The sequence below is a fragment of the Bradyrhizobium sp. LLZ17 genome (assembly GCF_041200145.1).
GTDB lineage: Bacteria > Pseudomonadota > Alphaproteobacteria > Rhizobiales > Xanthobacteraceae > Bradyrhizobium.
The window spans coordinates 7,686,338-7,700,355 of sequence record NZ_CP165734.1 but is presented as its reverse complement, the minus strand read 5'-3'; the positions used below and the strand labels follow the sequence as shown (position 1 = coordinate 7,700,355).

The 14,018-nt window shown below is 62.9% G+C and carries 12 protein-coding genes and 5 pseudogenes; 8 read left to right on the top strand and 9 right to left on the bottom strand.

All coding sequences use genetic code 11. From position 1 onward, the window contains the following. Positions 1 to 201 precede the first annotated feature (201 nt). A complete protein-coding gene (locus AB8Z38_RS36660) occupies positions 202 to 519 on the top strand; it encodes a cytochrome c (protein WP_369722393.1) in 318 nt (105 codons plus the stop codon). Positions 520 to 713: 194 nt separating this feature from the next. On the opposite strand, the gene AB8Z38_RS36655 is transcribed toward AB8Z38_RS36660, so the two are convergent. The 3 genes from AB8Z38_RS36655 to AB8Z38_RS36645 form a co-directional block, all read right to left on the bottom strand. Then, entirely contained in the window at positions 714 to 1,055 is a 342-nt protein-coding gene (locus tag AB8Z38_RS36655) for a phasin (protein WP_369722392.1), read from the bottom strand. A gap of 139 nt (positions 1,056 to 1,194) precedes the next feature. Beyond that, the gene (locus AB8Z38_RS36650; RefSeq protein WP_369722390.1) at positions 1,195 to 1,380 is read right to left on the bottom strand and encodes a hypothetical protein; all 186 of its coding nucleotides are present in this window, start codon (positions 1,378 to 1,380) and stop codon (positions 1,195 to 1,197) included. Between the two features lie 282 nt (positions 1,381 to 1,662). Next, on the bottom strand, positions 1,663 to 2,127 hold the full coding sequence (locus AB8Z38_RS36645; protein WP_369722389.1) for a hypothetical protein: 465 nt from the start codon (positions 2,125 to 2,127) through the stop codon (positions 1,663 to 1,665). Between the two features lie 194 nt (positions 2,128 to 2,321). On the opposite strand from AB8Z38_RS36645, the gene AB8Z38_RS36640 reads away from it, so the two are divergent. Further along, positions 2,322 to 2,678 (top strand): hypothetical protein, encoded by a 357-nt coding sequence (locus AB8Z38_RS36640; protein WP_369722387.1) that lies wholly within the window; start codon positions 2,322 to 2,324, stop codon positions 2,676 to 2,678. Between the two features lie 46 nt (positions 2,679 to 2,724). Here AB8Z38_RS36640 and AB8Z38_RS36635 read toward each other — a convergent pair whose 3' ends face one another. Next, positions 2,725 to 3,300, bottom strand: a complete 576-nt coding sequence (locus AB8Z38_RS36635; protein WP_369722386.1) for a hypothetical protein — start codon at positions 3,298 to 3,300, stop codon at positions 2,725 to 2,727. 55 nt (positions 3,301 to 3,355) lie between these two features. Next, positions 3,356 to 3,890 (bottom strand): annotated as a pseudogene (locus AB8Z38_RS36630) (GcrA family cell cycle regulator). Positions 3,891 to 4,057: 167 nt separating this feature from the next. Between AB8Z38_RS36630 and AB8Z38_RS36625 the strand changes: the two are divergent. Together AB8Z38_RS36625 and AB8Z38_RS36620 are read left to right on the top strand one after the other, a co-directional pair. Beyond that, a pseudogene (locus tag AB8Z38_RS36625) lies at positions 4,058 to 4,665 on the top strand (helix-turn-helix transcriptional regulator). Between the two features lie 107 nt (positions 4,666 to 4,772). Then, the gene (locus AB8Z38_RS36620; RefSeq protein WP_369722384.1) at positions 4,773 to 5,048 is read left to right on the top strand and encodes a hypothetical protein; all 276 of its coding nucleotides are present in this window, start codon (positions 4,773 to 4,775) and stop codon (positions 5,046 to 5,048) included. A 137-nt stretch (positions 5,049 to 5,185) separates the two neighbouring features. Here the strand turns inward: AB8Z38_RS36620 and AB8Z38_RS36615 are convergent, their stop codons facing one another. Continuing rightward, on the bottom strand, positions 5,186 to 6,160 hold the full coding sequence (locus tag AB8Z38_RS36615; protein ID WP_369722382.1) for a quinone oxidoreductase: 975 nt from the start codon (positions 6,158 to 6,160) through the stop codon (positions 5,186 to 5,188). A gap of 244 nt (positions 6,161 to 6,404) precedes the next feature. On the opposite strand from AB8Z38_RS36615, the gene AB8Z38_RS36610 reads away from it, so the two are divergent. From AB8Z38_RS36610 to AB8Z38_RS36595, 4 genes and pseudogenes are all read left to right on the top strand, one after another. Continuing rightward, a complete protein-coding gene (locus AB8Z38_RS36610) occupies positions 6,405 to 6,605 on the top strand; it encodes a hypothetical protein (RefSeq protein ID WP_008130254.1) in 201 nt (66 codons plus the stop codon). Between the two features lie 143 nt (positions 6,606 to 6,748). Beyond that, positions 6,749 to 7,695: pseudogene (locus AB8Z38_RS36605) on the top strand (AAA family ATPase). A gap of 5 nt (positions 7,696 to 7,700) precedes the next feature. Further along, positions 7,701 to 9,077: a VWA domain-containing protein gene (locus AB8Z38_RS36600; protein ID WP_369722380.1), complete on the top strand. Its 1,377-nt coding sequence runs from the start codon at positions 7,701 to 7,703 to the stop codon at positions 9,075 to 9,077. A gap of 561 nt (positions 9,078 to 9,638) precedes the next feature. Then, complete coding sequence (locus AB8Z38_RS36595) at positions 9,639 to 9,857, top strand: hypothetical protein (protein WP_369726701.1); 219 nt, start codon at positions 9,639 to 9,641, stop codon at positions 9,855 to 9,857. A gap of 384 nt (positions 9,858 to 10,241) precedes the next feature. Here AB8Z38_RS36595 and AB8Z38_RS36590 read toward each other — a convergent pair. From AB8Z38_RS36590 to AB8Z38_RS36580, 3 genes and pseudogenes are all read right to left on the bottom strand, one after another. Next, positions 10,242 to 11,114 (bottom strand): annotated as a pseudogene (locus AB8Z38_RS36590) (solute carrier family 23 protein); the annotation flags it as partial. Positions 11,115 to 11,299: 185 nt separating this feature from the next. Further along, positions 11,300 to 13,161, bottom strand: a pseudogene (locus tag AB8Z38_RS36585) (adenine deaminase). Between the two features lie 9 nt (positions 13,162 to 13,170). Beyond that, positions 13,171 to 13,842 carry a TetR/AcrR family transcriptional regulator gene (locus tag AB8Z38_RS36580; protein ID WP_369722379.1) on the bottom strand — a complete coding sequence of 224 codons (672 nt, stop codon included), beginning with the start codon at positions 13,840 to 13,842 and terminating at the stop codon, positions 13,171 to 13,173. Positions 13,843 to 14,018: the final 176 nt, after the last annotated feature.

Sequence of the window (14,018 nt, the reverse complement as noted above, 5' to 3'; positions counted from 1 at the left end):
GATACAAAGGCTGCACAAAGTCGGAGAGCCACGTGTCCCACTCTGCTGAAAGCCTTGGCCTGCCGGCTGCGAGGATGCCGCGATTCATACGGCAATTGTATCGGTCCACCCGCAGGCTATTCCGATCGATCATAGCCCGCATCGATCTGTCGCAATTTCCGGGATCGTGCTGCGGCTGAAACGACGCATGAAGGAACCCCAATGCGTGCACGCGTGAGACCAATTTTGGCTCTGCTCGCTATGCTTATTGGCTTCAGCGGGTCAGCCGCTGCGGCCGACGCCGACCACGGGGCCGATCTCGCCAAGCGCTGGTGCGCGAGCTGCCACGTCGTGGCGGACGGTCAGAGCCAGGCGAGCGTCGACGTCCCCTCCTTCGCATCCGTTGCACGCAGGCCAAATTTCAGCCCGGAGCGGCTCGCCTTCTTCCTGCTCGACCCGCATCCGAAGATGCCAAACTTTCCCTTGAGCCGGACCGAAGCGAGCGACATCGCAGCCTACATCGGATCGCTGCGCCCATAGAGCGACGGCCAATCGCGGCAAACGGATAAAATGCAAATCCCTGCCGGGTGAACCGACAGGGATCAGCAGAAAGGATGATGGACGGCGAATGAAGCTCATCCGGTGGCCCATCATGGACCTGCACCGGAATTGAAATGCGCATCTCGCCGCTGCGCAAGATCAATTTGTAAGCAGACGGAGGGCGGAGAGCGAAATCAGGACTTGCCCTTGCCGGACTGCATGAAGTTGCCGGTCATCTGGCGCATGTGATCCCCGGCATTGGTGAACTGGCTGCGCAGGAACTCGGACTGGATCCGCATGGCTTCCTGAACATCGGTTGCGTGAACGAGCTTGCGCGCGTGCTCGAATGCGGCCTTCATATTCTGCTCGGTGAAAGCGAGCGCCTGCTTGGACACGTCCGCGCCCGCCCCCGGAACAGACGACATCGATTTGGTGGCGGCATCGAAGAACATGCCGAAAGCCTTCTCTGCCTGGTCAATCGTCTTCTCGGCCAGGTCGCGCAGTTCGGCCGGAACTTCGAGTTTCGGTTCGATCATGGTCGTACTCCTCCCTTTTCTCTTGATTATCACGTTTGTCGTACCGCCTTCCAGCGGCCCGGCTGCGGCGACAGCCCCTGGGGGCGGCCTGTCTCGGCCAGAAAGATGGACAAAGTGTAATGCCGGCGCGCGGTCCGACTCAAGACAACGGATGTTCGGGAAGGGTTTCGTCGGTGGCGAGGTCTTCGACGAGCTTGATCACCTCAAAGCGCTGCCGGGGCGCGAGCTTGAGAAAGGCGCGTAGCAGCCGCAGGCTTTCGACGGTGCTGGTCGCGGGCGCGCCGAGCTTGAGATGCAATTCGGCCGCGAAATTGAGGTTTTTCATCTCGCACCTATCACAAGGATCGCCGTCTTGGGTTGGACGTCAAGTTACCGCTCAGCCCTACATCCGACGAACCGGCCAGCCCGAGAGGTTGCAACTATGCCAAGAAACAACCAACAAGGCAAGCCAAACCGCAGACGCAATGATGCGTCGCCGACATCGCGCCACGGCAATTCCGGATAACAGGAATATGCGGCGCCGTCACCAACCTGCGTCAAGAAGCAGCATTAAATGGGCACAGCGTTTCCACTTGTTTCCCGTGTGGCGGAGATTGGCGACCGCCGACTATCGCTTTTTCAGCGTATACACGTAATCGTTGAGTCCGACCTCGGCGGTTGCATCATCCACGAAATGGACGTCGATCTCGCAACCGGTCTCCAGGGTCTTGATCCGGGCACTGGTAAAACCGAGCGCAGCGGCAATCGCCTTGGGATCGGCTTTCTTGTCGGCGCGCTGCATCTCGTCGAATGCGCCCTGGAAGAGCATGTCGGGACTATAGTCCGTCACCTTGTATAGCGGCCTGGCGCAGGCAAAGGGACGCGGACCGGATATCTCTCGCGCCCCGAAGACAATCGTCTTGCTCATTAACCGCGCCCGTTCGGCGCCGTCAGCCTTGCGCTGCGGATCGGCCCATGGCGCCACCACGGCCGTCGTGAATGTCCAGCCTCCGATATAGAAGGGATCGGCGGCCACCGCCGGGCCGGCCAAGCCGATAGCTGCGAAAAGACAAACGGTGCTGGTGAATTTCATCTGGCGAGTCCCCTTGATCTCCCGGCTTTGGACTCGCCTTTCCGCATCATGGTTCATCAATTTGCCAATTAATCTCCTCTCGTGAACCGTCGTTCAAGATCGCCCGACCAAGCGGTTGCGCAACGGCCACGCAGATCACGGACGCAATGGTCGATGGACAATCCGATCCGGGCGCGTCAGCAAAGGACCAGGGCATGCTTTCTCGCTGCGATCTCATCAAGGGCGCCGCGGTTGCGCTTCTTACACTGTCGACACAGGGCGCATGGGCGCAGGAGACCAGGATGAACCTGTTCAAGGTCGTCACCATCAAGGACGAAATCATCATCGGGTTGTCGCCCGAAGAGCTCCAGGCGCTGGGCGGCAGTGATGCGAGCGCGGTCGCGCATGCACTGGCGCAGAAGGGCGATCTCGCCGTCTGGCAGTACAACGTGCATCGCGGCCCGAGCGGTGAATTGCAGCAGGCGCCAACCAGCAAAATCGGCTTGCTTGCCAGCGCCTCACTTCGCGTCGAGCCCTACACCACGCCCTACCAGGTCATGCCGCATCCGTAAGAGACGGCGGAGCGCGCCGGCGACCAAGGCCGCCGGCAGGCTCGCGTCATCGACGCGGCTGGACGCGCCGCGCTGAGGCTTCCGTGGCAAAACCATAGACCAGCGCCAACCGGTCAAGGCATTCGCGAAAGCGCCGAGCGAAATAGTCGCTCCAGCGCTGGGTGCGGACGGCGCGGCGCTCCCCGATCTGATCCATGGTCAACCCCAGAACCAGCACGTCGTGCACCAGCGCGGTCCCGTCGGTGCCGAGTTCGCGCTCGACACGGCCGAGCCGCAGCACCGCCTGACGCTGGCTCTCGGTGACGGGCTCGCGGGCGCGCGCGCCATCGACATGTTCGCGCGTGGGGTCCATCGCCTGAGGGCCCCGCTCGGCCCGCTCCCAGTCGTTCTGATAGGCGCGGCCGCCACGATATTGCGCCTCGTCGATCTGGTGATGCGAATGCAGCCGGCCGAGCGGATCGTTGCGGATCGAGCGCACGGCCACGATCTTCTCGTCCGAATCCAGCGCTAGGGGATTGTCGACCTCGACCTCCACCACCGCGGCATTGAACGGCAGATCGCGTGACCGCCGGTCGTGAAGCTTGGCCAGCTTGTAAGACATAGTGCGTCTGACACGTGCCACTTGCGAGACTCCTTGCGAAACTGACGATGGAATGAATGGCCGGACCGCGCGCCGATCAGGCGGCGGAGACCAATCTCAGCGTGACGGCACCCGCGCTGCGGCCGGATCTGGCTCCGCCACCGCGGATCACGCGCCGCATGCGGCGCGCAATAGCTCGAGCCGGGCTGGCGCGGATGACCGCAAAAGGCGATCTCCTCACCTTCCTTGTCGCCGCCATAGGGATAGCGGCAGTCGCCTGGTTCGAGCTCGACCAGTGCGATCAAGCGCGGCCGGACACCGACGCAACGCAATTTGACCGGTTTGGCCGGCTGCAGCGCCGATTGTGGCGGCAGGTTCAGGCACAGTGACGCAGGGTGGCACACCGGGAGCAGACGAGGCTCCCCAGGCAAGGACGGTACGATCGACGGGCTCGTCATCCGGGCCGGCGCCGCGAGCCCGAGCCGCTTGGCCCGTCCGACGACAGCGTTGCGGGAGTAAGCCGTTCCAAACCTTGCATTAATCTCCCTCCCGATCTCTGCATAAGACATTCCTTTGAGAAAATAGTCGCGAAGCGCGTCGGAGTGCTCCGACGACCAATGGCCCGGTTCCATGCTGCTGTCCTGTGATGCGCCCCGCGGAATCGCACGATCCGGAGGCGGGATGCACATTCCGGTATTCCGAAAGAAAAAGTCAAGCGCGAATTCTGATATTCATAATTGTATCATTTCCGAATTTCGGATTACAAGAGGCAAGACCACGGACAATCGAGGGAATCATCATGTTGGACGCTGCAATGATCGAGCGGGGCCTGGAAAAAACAGGCAAGAGCAAGGGTGGGCTGGCTGCGGCGATGGGCGTGCGCCCGGGCGCGGTGTCGGAAATCCTCGGTGGCGAACGCCTGGTGAAGGCCTCGGAAATCATTCCGATCATGGAATATCTCGAGCTGAACCTCGCACCGATCATGGGCCGTGTCGGAGCCGGCGCCGTGATCGAGCCGGATTTCGAGCAGGTTCCTCCAGAGGGACTCGGCGACGTCGCGCTGCCCTTCCCGATCATGGAGGAGACCGTCGCCTTCGAGATCGTCGGCGATTCGATGCTGCCCAAATACGAAAGCGGCGATGTGATCGTGGTCTACAAGGACCAGCGCCATCCGCTGTCGAGCTTTTACGGCGAAGAAGCCGCGGTCCGGCTTAAAACCGGCGAGCGCTATTTGAAGACCATCGAGCGGGGAAATCTCCCTCGCTGGTCAACCTCACCAGCTTCAACGCCAAGCCGATCGTCGGCGTCAAGATCGATTGGGTCGGGGAGATCTGCCTCTCGATGCCCAAGGGCCAGCTGGAGCGGCTGCGCGCCAAGTCAGCACGTCCTCGCAAGAAGAGCAGATAGGCCCCGTCGCCGATTTCTGATTTTCTGAAGTTGGGCTTGACTAAATTCCGTTTTTCGGAAATAACTTTGCCGCGCTCCCGATAGGAGAGTGCGGTAGGGCCCATTCCATGCAGTATTTCGTCGTGATGATCGACTATGGCCGGCGCGGCCGCGAGGCGATCGTCGATCCCGAGATCACAAGGCGCGAGGTCATCTCCCGCGTCACCTCCGGTGAATATCAGAACATCTCGTTCATCCACGAGGTCGTGGAGAGTTCGGTCGAGGACGTGACCGAGGCCATCCTGAGCGAGGCCGCCCTCCCCCAGATCCCGTCTGATGATCTAGATCTCAAGGCGATCCGCCTCGATCACGCTCGCGACTTGCGCAAGCATGAACGGACGTGACGCAGGCCCAGAGCCTAGTTCCGATGGGATCGGAACTAGGCTTTGGATTTTTGTTTTGACGCGTTTTCTTGACGCGAATCGGTATCCACTTCGCTGGAAAACGCTGTCGTGAGCCTGCGCCACCGTCCGGCCGGAGATCAGACCGTCAGCACGGTCGACCCCGTGGTCTTGCGCGCGGCGAGATCGGCGTGCGCCTTGGCCGCATCCTTCAGCGCGTAGGTCTGGTGCACCTCGATCTTGACTGCGCCGGACTTGACGACGTCAAACAGCTCACCCGCCATCGCGACTAGGCTTTCGCGCTTGGCAGCATAGGTGAACAGGGTCGGACGGGTGACGTAGAGCGACCCCTTCTGCGCCAACAGGCCGAGATTGAGCGGCTCGACCGGGCCCGAGGACGCGCCGAACAATGCAGCCACGCCGAGCGGCGCGAGACAGTCCAGCGACTTCAGGAACGTGTCCTTGCCGACGGAATCGTAGACCACCGGCACCTTTTTGCCGCCGGTAATCTCGTCGACGCGTTTCACGAAATCCTCGCGGCTGTAGACGATGACATGATCGCAGCCATGCGCTTTCGCGAGCTTCGCCTTCTCGTCGTTGCTGACGGTGCCGATCACGGCGGCGCCGAGATGCTTGGCCCACTGGCTCAAGATCAGGCCGACGCCGCCGGCGGCCGCATGAAGCAGGATGGTGTCGCCGGCCTTCACGCGATAGGTCTGCCGGATCAGATATTGCGTGGTGAGCCCCTTCAGCATCATCGCAGCCGCGGTCTTGTCGTCGACACCGTCAGGCAGCTTCAACAGCCGGTCGGCGGGAATCAGCCTCGCCTCGGAATATGCGCCGAGCGGCGAAGCGCCATAGGCGACGCGATCACCCGGCTTCAAATCGGTGACGCCGGACCCGACCTCTTCGACCACACCGGCGGCCTCGCTGCCAAGACCGCTCGGCAATTGTGCGGGATACACCCCGGAACGGTTATAGATGTCGACGAAGTTGAGACCGACGGCGGTGTGACGGATACGTGCCTCGCCCGGTCCCGGTTTGCCGACGCTGACCTCCTCCCAAACCAGGACTTCCGGACCGCCGGTCTTGTGAAAACGGATCGCATGCGTCATGGGCTTGCTCCCTTTTTGTTGGAATGTGCGTCGAATTTGTTGGAATGTGCGTCGAAGAATCCGACTGGGCCGTGAAATAGGCATTTCGTCCGCCCGTTACAGTCCGCAGGCGTAACAAGAATGTCACAACGAGCGACAAACCCTCTCCGTTCCGCCTCTGTTCGAAAGAGTTGATGACGGCGCTGGCGACACCGGCAGTAGCCTTTGCGCGGGGTTTGGTGGTCGCCTGCGAAGGAGAGCCGAGATGCCAGCTTATGTACAGCATCATCAGGATATCGAAATCGCGCCTGTGATTTGCCCGACATGCATGGGGTTCCTGCCAATGTACGTGCGCGAGGTTGAGCCGCATTGGAGCCTCGCCAAAATCGACTTCGTTTACGAATGCGCCGATTGCGGCGCCGAGGTCAGGCAGACTATCCGCAAGGGCGAGCTGCTGCGGCACTAACGACGATCGCTCCCTCACTAAATATTTGCGCTGAACGGAAAAAGCGACCGTCGGCGCGGGTCAGGCCCGTCCCAAACGAGGCTTGTTCTTTGCCGGGAACGCAGGCAGAACAAGCCTCAAGCAAGACCTTGGGAGCGCCTTTCGTGGCTGAACAGAAGGCCTCGACCGCGATCGAGGCAGTGGAGAGCGGCCTCGCCGCGCAAGGCTATATCGCGAGCCGCCAGATCGCGACCGCCGTCTATTTGTCGCAGCAGATCGAGAAGCCGATCCTGGTCGAGGGCCCGGCGGGCGTCGGCAAGACCGAGCTCGCCAAGGCGATTGCCGCCTGGCGCGGCATGAAGATGATCCGCCTGCAATGTTATGAAGGCCTCGACGAGGCCAAGGCGCTCTACGAGTGGAAATACGCCAAGCAGCTGCTCTACACCCAGATCCTCAAAGACAAGCTCGGCGAGGTCCTCGGCGGCGCGCAGACGCTGCACGCCGCGCTCGACCAGCTCCACGATTTCGGCGACGTGTTCTTCTCCAAGGAATTCGTCGAGCCGCGCCCCTGCTCCAGGCGCTGGAGCAGCCGGGCGGCTGCGTGCTTCTGATCGACGAAATCGACAAGTCGGACGCAGAGTTCGAATCGCTGCTGCTGGAGATCCTCTCGGACTTCCAGGTCACGATCCCCGAGCTCGGCACAGTTTCCGCGATTACGCCGCCGACGGTGATCCTCACCTCGAACAGCGAGCGCGATCTTGGCGACGCCTTGAAGCGGCGCTGCCTGCATCTGCATATCGGCTTCCCCGAGCAGCGGCTGGAGGAGCGCATCGTCGAGAGCCGCGTGCCCAACATCTCGCAGACGCTGCGCCGGCAGATGGTCGGCTTCATCCACGAGATCCGTTCGCTGGATTTGAAGAAGCTGCCCTCGGTCAGCGAGACCATCGATTGGGCCCGCGTGCTGGTGCTGTTGCAGGCCTCCGAGCTCGACACCGAGATCGTCAAGGACACGCTCAACGTGCTGCTGAAATACGAGGCCGACATCGAAGCCGCGTCGCCCCAGATCACGGGCTTCATTGCCAAGGCCGCGCGTTCCAACGTCTTCGGTTGACGCTGATGCGGGAGAACATCCATCGCTTCTTTCGGGCGGCACGCGGTGCCGGGGTCCATGTTTCGCCTGCCGAAAGCATCGATGCGATGCGCGCGGTCGCGGAGGTCGGCGTGTCCGACCGCGCCATCCTGCGCGACACCCTCCTTCTGACACTCGCCAAATCGCAGGACGAAAAGCTCGCGCTGGCCGACTGCTTCGATCTGTTCTTCAGCCAGCCGGAACCGCGGCAGGATCAGCCTGAGGCCAAGAGCGAGGACGCTTCGCAGGATCCCGACCAGTCGCCGGCGTCGGAGGCGGCCAGCGAAGCGGGCGGAAATCCGCAAGATCCACAACTCGGCCCGCTTGCCCAGATGCTGCTCGCGCAGGATCGCAATGCGATCGCGGCTGCCATCGCCACGGCCGCCGGCGCAGCCTCCCTGTCCGACATCCGCTATTCCACCCAGCGCGGCATTTTCTCCAGCCGCATCCTCGATGCCATGGGCCTCCAGCGACTGCGCGACGATCTCGACGAACTGGCAGCGACCAACCCGTCGCTGGCCGAGCGTCTGCGCGACGCGCTCGATGCTCTGCGTGAAGCGGTGCGCGACACCGTCTCGCAGGGGCTTGCGCTCTATGCCCGCGAAGAGGCCGAGAACCTTCGCAACGAAATCCTGCGCAACGCGCCGCTCGCGCGCGTCGAGCGGCGTCAGGTTGCGGAGATGCGCGCGCTGATCCGCCAGATCGCGCGGCGCCTGCGCGAACGCTATTCGAAGCCGCGCAAGCGCCAGCGCCGCGGCCATCTCGACGTTCGCCGGACGCTGCGCCGCAATGCCGCCTGGGGCGGCATACCCTTCCTCACCGCGTGGAAGCGCAAGCACCGCGACCGGCCCCGGATCGTTGCCATCTGCGATGTCTCGGGCTCGGTTGCGCAGGTGTCCGACTTCTTCCTGCTCTTGATCCACTCGCTGCATGAAGTGGTCGACGACGTCCACTCCTTCGCCTTCTCCTCGCATCTGATCGAGGTCAGCGACATTCTGGAATCGAAATCCCCGGAAGAGGCGATGGCCGAGATCATGTCGAAGGTCGGCTTCGGCTCGTCCGATTACGGTTCGTCATTGGTCGATTTCGAGAAGGACTTCATGAGCACGCTGACACCGCAAACCACGGTGATCGTGCTCGGCGATGCCCGCAGCAACAATCTCGATCCGCGCGCGGACATTCTGCGCCGGATCTCCGAACGCTCGAAACGGCTGGTCTGGCTCAATCCCGAGGGACGGCTCGCCTGGGGCTTCGGCGATTCCGAGATGCCGCGCTACGCGACGTTTTGCAGCGTCGTGCGCCAATGCGCCACCGCGCAGCAACTCGAGCGCGCGGTGTCCGATATCGTGGCGACTTATCAGTAAGCGGAGATCGGCTCGCCGCTGGCGTCAGGCGGCATTCTGCTCGACATTGGCGAGATTGCACTCGCGGAAGTGATGCGCGATTTCGTCGAGCGCGCGCTGCTCCCATGCCTCGGCCTGCGCAAGCCAGAACGCCCGGCGGCCGGTATCCAACGCGGCGCGCTCACGGCAAAGGAATTCCTGACTGCGAATTTCGACCAGCCTGTTCATGCACTCACACTCCTGTGGTGTGAAGCCAATCCCCTGCGAATCAGCGTAACAGAGTCCGAAACTCTTCGCCTCACCTTTTCCATGCATGTTGCGACGCAGAATGGGACAGCGGCGCTTCCCGTGCGCTGCGAGCAGCCGCGGTCGCGCGATCAAGCGAAAATCATCAATTCGTGATCCGTGATCGGAACGAAATTCCTGCCTGAGTGATCTTAACTGTTGTGACGCAACGATGTGCGGCAATTTGTGAAGAGACATTCCAAACCGTTCAACGAATTCCGGACTCATTGTCGTCGCATGGTTTTCACGCAGTGCCGCTAACAGGGGCGCGCGAACAGAATTATCGGTTGAGGCAACATGAGCAACGACGTTGAGTTCGATCTTGCGCCGGACCAGTGGGAAGCCCTGCGGGGGCTTCGAAACGTGTCGAACGGTCGCCTCTCGAAGCCTTATCTCCTCGACAGCCTGATCAAGCTCGGCCTCGTCGTCGTCGATGACGGCGTCCCCGCAATGACGCCCACCGGACGCAAGGTGCTGGTGCGCGGATCGTGCCGCCTGCTGGATCTGGTGGCCTAGGTTTTTCGCGACATTCGGATGTCTCAAAAGATCTGTGCGGTCACGACCGCATAGGCGACGAACACCACGCCGAGACCCCAGACTATGGCAGGAATCTGCGATCGCCGGCCCATCGCGACTTCCAGTAAAATATAAGTCAGCGTCCCCAGCGCCATTCCGTTGATGAGATTGTTGGTCAGCACGGTGACCAGCAGCGTGAGCACAATGGGCACGGCGTTGACGAGATCGGTCATGTCGATGCGGGCGAGGCCCTGCATCATCAGCACGCCGACGAGCACCAGCGCGGGTGCGGTTGCTTGCGGCGGGATGATGACGAAGACCGGCCAGAAGAACAAGGCGAGACGCGACGGTCAGCGAGGTCAGGCCGGTGCGTCCCCCGGCCTGAACCCCGGTGATCGACTCGATATAAGCCGTCACCACCGATGTTCCGAGCAGCGGGCCGACGATGGACGCCGTCGCATCGGTGGCGAAGGCGGCGGTGGCATTCGGGATCGAGCCATCCGGGCGGCGCAGGTTAGCAGCGCCGGTCACTCCGATCAGCGTTCCCAGCGTCGAGAAGAATTCGGCGCACAGGAAGTAGAACAGCAGCGGCAGGACCACGACGAAGTGACTGAAGAGATAACCGACATCGAGCGCCATGAAGGTGCTGGTCGGCCAGCGCGGCCAAGAAAGGATCGCCGACGGCACCGATGTCACCATCTTGCCGTTTGCGCCGGGAACGAAGAAGCCGATCAGGGTCAGCGCGGCGATCGACAGGATGAGCCCGCCGGGAACACGTCGCGCGACCAGCACCGGCGTGAGCAGCAGGCCCGCGAGCGTCAGCAGCACCGGCGGACTGCGTAGCGATCCCATGGCGATATAGGTCGAGGGGTTCTGCACCACGAAGCCCGCGCCGCGCAGCGCAATGAACACGATCAAGGTGCCGACGGCGGCCTGGATGCCGATCTTCAACGCTTCCGGAACGTCGCGTGCGACGCGCTCGCGCAGCTTCGACAGGCTGAGGATCAGGAACAGCACGCCCGTAAAAGCGACCATGGCGAGCGCGCCTTGCCAGGGCATGCCCATCTGCTTCACGATTACATAGGTGAAGATGACGTTGGAGCCCATCGCCGGCGCAACGGCGAGCGGCAGGTTGGCCCATAGCCCCATCGTCACCGAACCGAAGATCGCCGCGAGCGCCGTCGCGCTGACGAGATCGGCGCGGTCCATTCCGGCATTGGACATGATCGCCGGATTGACTGCGATGATATAGGCCATTGCTGCGAACGTGGTCGCACCGGCCATCACCTCGCGCCCAACGCTGGTGCCGCGCTCGGAGAGGCCGAAGAAGCGATCGATCGGACCTTGCGGGCCGATCGGCCCGACGGATTTTGGTGCTGCGTCCTTGGAAGCCGTTTGCGGCAGCGTCATCTCGTCCATCGCCGTTTCCCCTATCCTTGCGCTCACCAGACCACCGGGTGCGCTTCGCCGGTCTGCACGTTGATGAATCCGAGCGGCGCCTGCTCGCAGGGCGCGACCAGCACCCAGCTCCACGGCGCGCAGGTGAGCGTCGCGAACATCAGGCGCTCCGGAAATCCGGGATACCAGCGGGGCCGGAAGGTTGGCTCGTACATCCAGTCCACCTTGCGGCCCTCCGCGTAGAGCGCCTGCATCTCGGCATCGAGAGCCTGCGCCGAACGGCAGCTCATCAATCCGCCGACCTCGAACCGCACGGTGGCGGCGAGCTCGCCTTCGCGCACCAGCGCCCATCCGCCTTGACGTTCGACCAGCGCATTCACGGCCTTGGCCATCGCCGCGTCGGAGGAGCCGACCACCCAGATGTTGTGCTTGTCGTGCGCGACTGAGCAGGCGCGGTGTCCGGCGTACGCGGTCCGCAGCCGCGCCAGAACATTTTTGCAACCCGACCCTCGCCGGAGAAGCGATCCACGATCGCAAACTTGGTGATCGCCTCGTTCTCATCGCGCTGCACGGCGCCGTCACGCACCGGCAGTTCGAGTGTGTAGAACTCAGGATGCCAATGAAACGGGCGGATCACGGCGGCCTTCATCGTGGTGCGGCCGGGCTCGGCCGGCAACTCGAAGTCCTTCGGCTGGATCGCGCGCTTGACATTCACCGTTCTGGTCGCCCAGTCGGGCCAGGAGATTTCGGGGACCTGGCCCAAATAACGTTTGCCTTCGGACACCTGGGCGCCGTCGGCCCAGACCTCGGCAATGGTCAGTTTGGCGACGTCCGAGAGCAACACGACATCACCGAAACGCCCGGGGGCGAGACTGCCGACCAACGGCGTGATGCGCATGTGCCGCGCAGGATTGATGGTCAGACATTGGATCGCGACTTCCGGCGCGAGGCCGGCTTCGATCGCGACGCGCGCATTGTGATCGCTGGCGCCGAGCTCGAGCGTATGGCTGGCGCTGCGGTCGTCGGTGGTGAAAGCGATCTGCGACCAGTCCTGCAAGCCCTTGGCAAGCAGCCAGGCGACGATCTCGGGCATGGCGTAGACGCGCAATTCGATGAAGAGACCGCGGGTGAGCTTGTCCCAGGTCTCCTCCGGCGTCTGCACTTCATGGTCGGAGGCGAGCCCGGCCGCGGCGAAGGCGTTGATGGACGGCAGATCCCGCAGACCGGAGGCATGTCCTTCGACCACGCCACGGGCCGCGAAGGTGGCCTCGATCATGCCCCATAGCCGCTTGTAGGACGGATTGTCCGGATTCCAGACCGCCGGCCAGTCCATGACTTCGTCAAGCCCGGTGACCATCAGGCTCTCGCTCATGAAGCTCGCCTGCTCCTCGCGGCCATACCAGCCGCCGCCCCACTCATAGGCGGTCGGCGGCACCGCCGATCCCGGTTGCGGAAAGATTTTCAGCGGCGATCCGCGACGGCGTGCCTCGAACCAGAACTCGAGATTGCGTGCGCCGTTGACATTGGAGAATTCGTGGCTCGCCTCGCACGTCCAGGTATTGCCATGCGGCAGCACCAGCGCGGCCTCCCATTCCGGCGTTAGATGCGAGCTTTCGATATGCTTGTGCACTTCACCGAACCCGGGGACCGCCGCAAGATCGGGCCGATGCACGCGCTCGCGGACTTCGCCGGGATAGCCTCCCGCCGGCCCGACCCATGCGATCCGGCGGCCCTTGAACACAATCTCCTGATCCTCGCTCCAGGTGCGGCTGTGCACGTCGAGCAACTTGCCGACCCGCAAGGAGCGATCGGCCGGGCGGCGGCCGAGCGCCGTCAGCACCAGATCCTGGCGGATAACAACCTCGTCGGGCGCGTTGATCAGAAGATCGTCGGGCATCGCGTTCATGGGCTTACCTCACACTGCACCGGTCGTCTCGCGGGCCGGGGTTCGCTTTCGCTGCGATTTCGCGGCCTTGGTGCTGCCTCCGGCAGCAGCGGCATCGCGCCGGCGAACGTCCTTCAAAAGGGTCGTGATCGCCCACTCGATCGCGTCGGCGACCTCGGTACTGGACATGCCAAAGTCCTCGCGCATCGCATTCCAGGCCAGCACGTTGTTGAGATAGGACGCGAGCGCCTCCGCCTGGCGGACCTCCTTCGCGGGGAGATGCTGCACCAGCGGCGCCATCGCCTTGTGATGCTGGTCGATCAGGTGCCGCCGGAAGCCGGCGCGCACGCGGCGGCCGGCGCGCGTCATCGCAATGGCGCGCGCCAAATGCGGATGGCGATCGAACCGCTTGCACAGCTTGCGGAATATCTCCGGCAACTCGTCGGGCGAGGTGAAGGGAATATAGCTGAAGACGTTCTTTTCGATCCATTCGCCGGCCGCCGCAAACAGCTCCGCGCGGGTCTTGAAGTGCCGATAGATGGTTCGCTCAGCCACCTTCGCGCGTTTGGCCACCGCGGCCATGGAGATGTCGTCGGCCTGCTCATCCTCCAGCGTCTCGACAAAAGCGGCAACGATGCGCTGCCGCGTAATCGCGGCATACTCGTCACGAAGGCTGGCGGTATGTCGCTTTGCTGTACTCATGTCATAAGTCTGACACCGGACGATTTGAGCGGTCAAGCCGAGACTTGAGGCACGCAGCGCTGCAACAATGGGCGTCAGCATGGGTCGAAGACACCCCACGGTGCGCGCGAGCACGCCCGCTTTCGCCCGCGAGCCTGAAAAATGGACTTCTGCGTGCCGCCAAAATCGGATTTGCT

Coding starts and splice junctions, on each gene's coding strand:
- AB8Z38_RS36660 (WP_369722393.1), top strand. CDS start 202: ATGCGTGCACGCGTGAGACCAATTTTGGCTCTGCTCGCTATGCTTATT.
- AB8Z38_RS36655 (WP_369722392.1), bottom strand. CDS start 1,055: ATGATCGAACCGAAACTCGAAGTTCCGGCCGAACTGCGCGACCTGGCC.
- AB8Z38_RS36650 (WP_369722390.1), bottom strand. CDS start 1,380: ATGAAAAACCTCAATTTCGCGGCCGAATTGCATCTCAAGCTCGGCGCG.
- AB8Z38_RS36645 (WP_369722389.1), bottom strand. CDS start 2,127: ATGAAATTCACCAGCACCGTTTGTCTTTTCGCAGCTATCGGCTTGGCC.
- AB8Z38_RS36640 (WP_369722387.1), top strand. CDS start 2,322: ATGCTTTCTCGCTGCGATCTCATCAAGGGCGCCGCGGTTGCGCTTCTT.
- AB8Z38_RS36620 (WP_369722384.1), top strand. CDS start 4,773: ATGCAGTATTTCGTCGTGATGATCGACTATGGCCGGCGCGGCCGCGAG.
- AB8Z38_RS36615 (WP_369722382.1), bottom strand. CDS start 6,160: ATGACGCATGCGATCCGTTTTCACAAGACCGGCGGTCCGGAAGTCCTG.
- AB8Z38_RS36610 (WP_008130254.1), top strand. CDS start 6,405: ATGCCAGCTTATGTACAGCATCATCAGGATATCGAAATCGCGCCTGTG.
- AB8Z38_RS36600 (WP_369722380.1), top strand. CDS start 7,701: ATGCGGGAGAACATCCATCGCTTCTTTCGGGCGGCACGCGGTGCCGGG.
- AB8Z38_RS36595 (WP_369726701.1), top strand. CDS start 9,639: ATGAGCAACGACGTTGAGTTCGATCTTGCGCCGGACCAGTGGGAAGCC.
- AB8Z38_RS36580 (WP_369722379.1), bottom strand. CDS start 13,842: ATGAGTACAGCAAAGCGACATACCGCCAGCCTTCGTGACGAGTATGCC.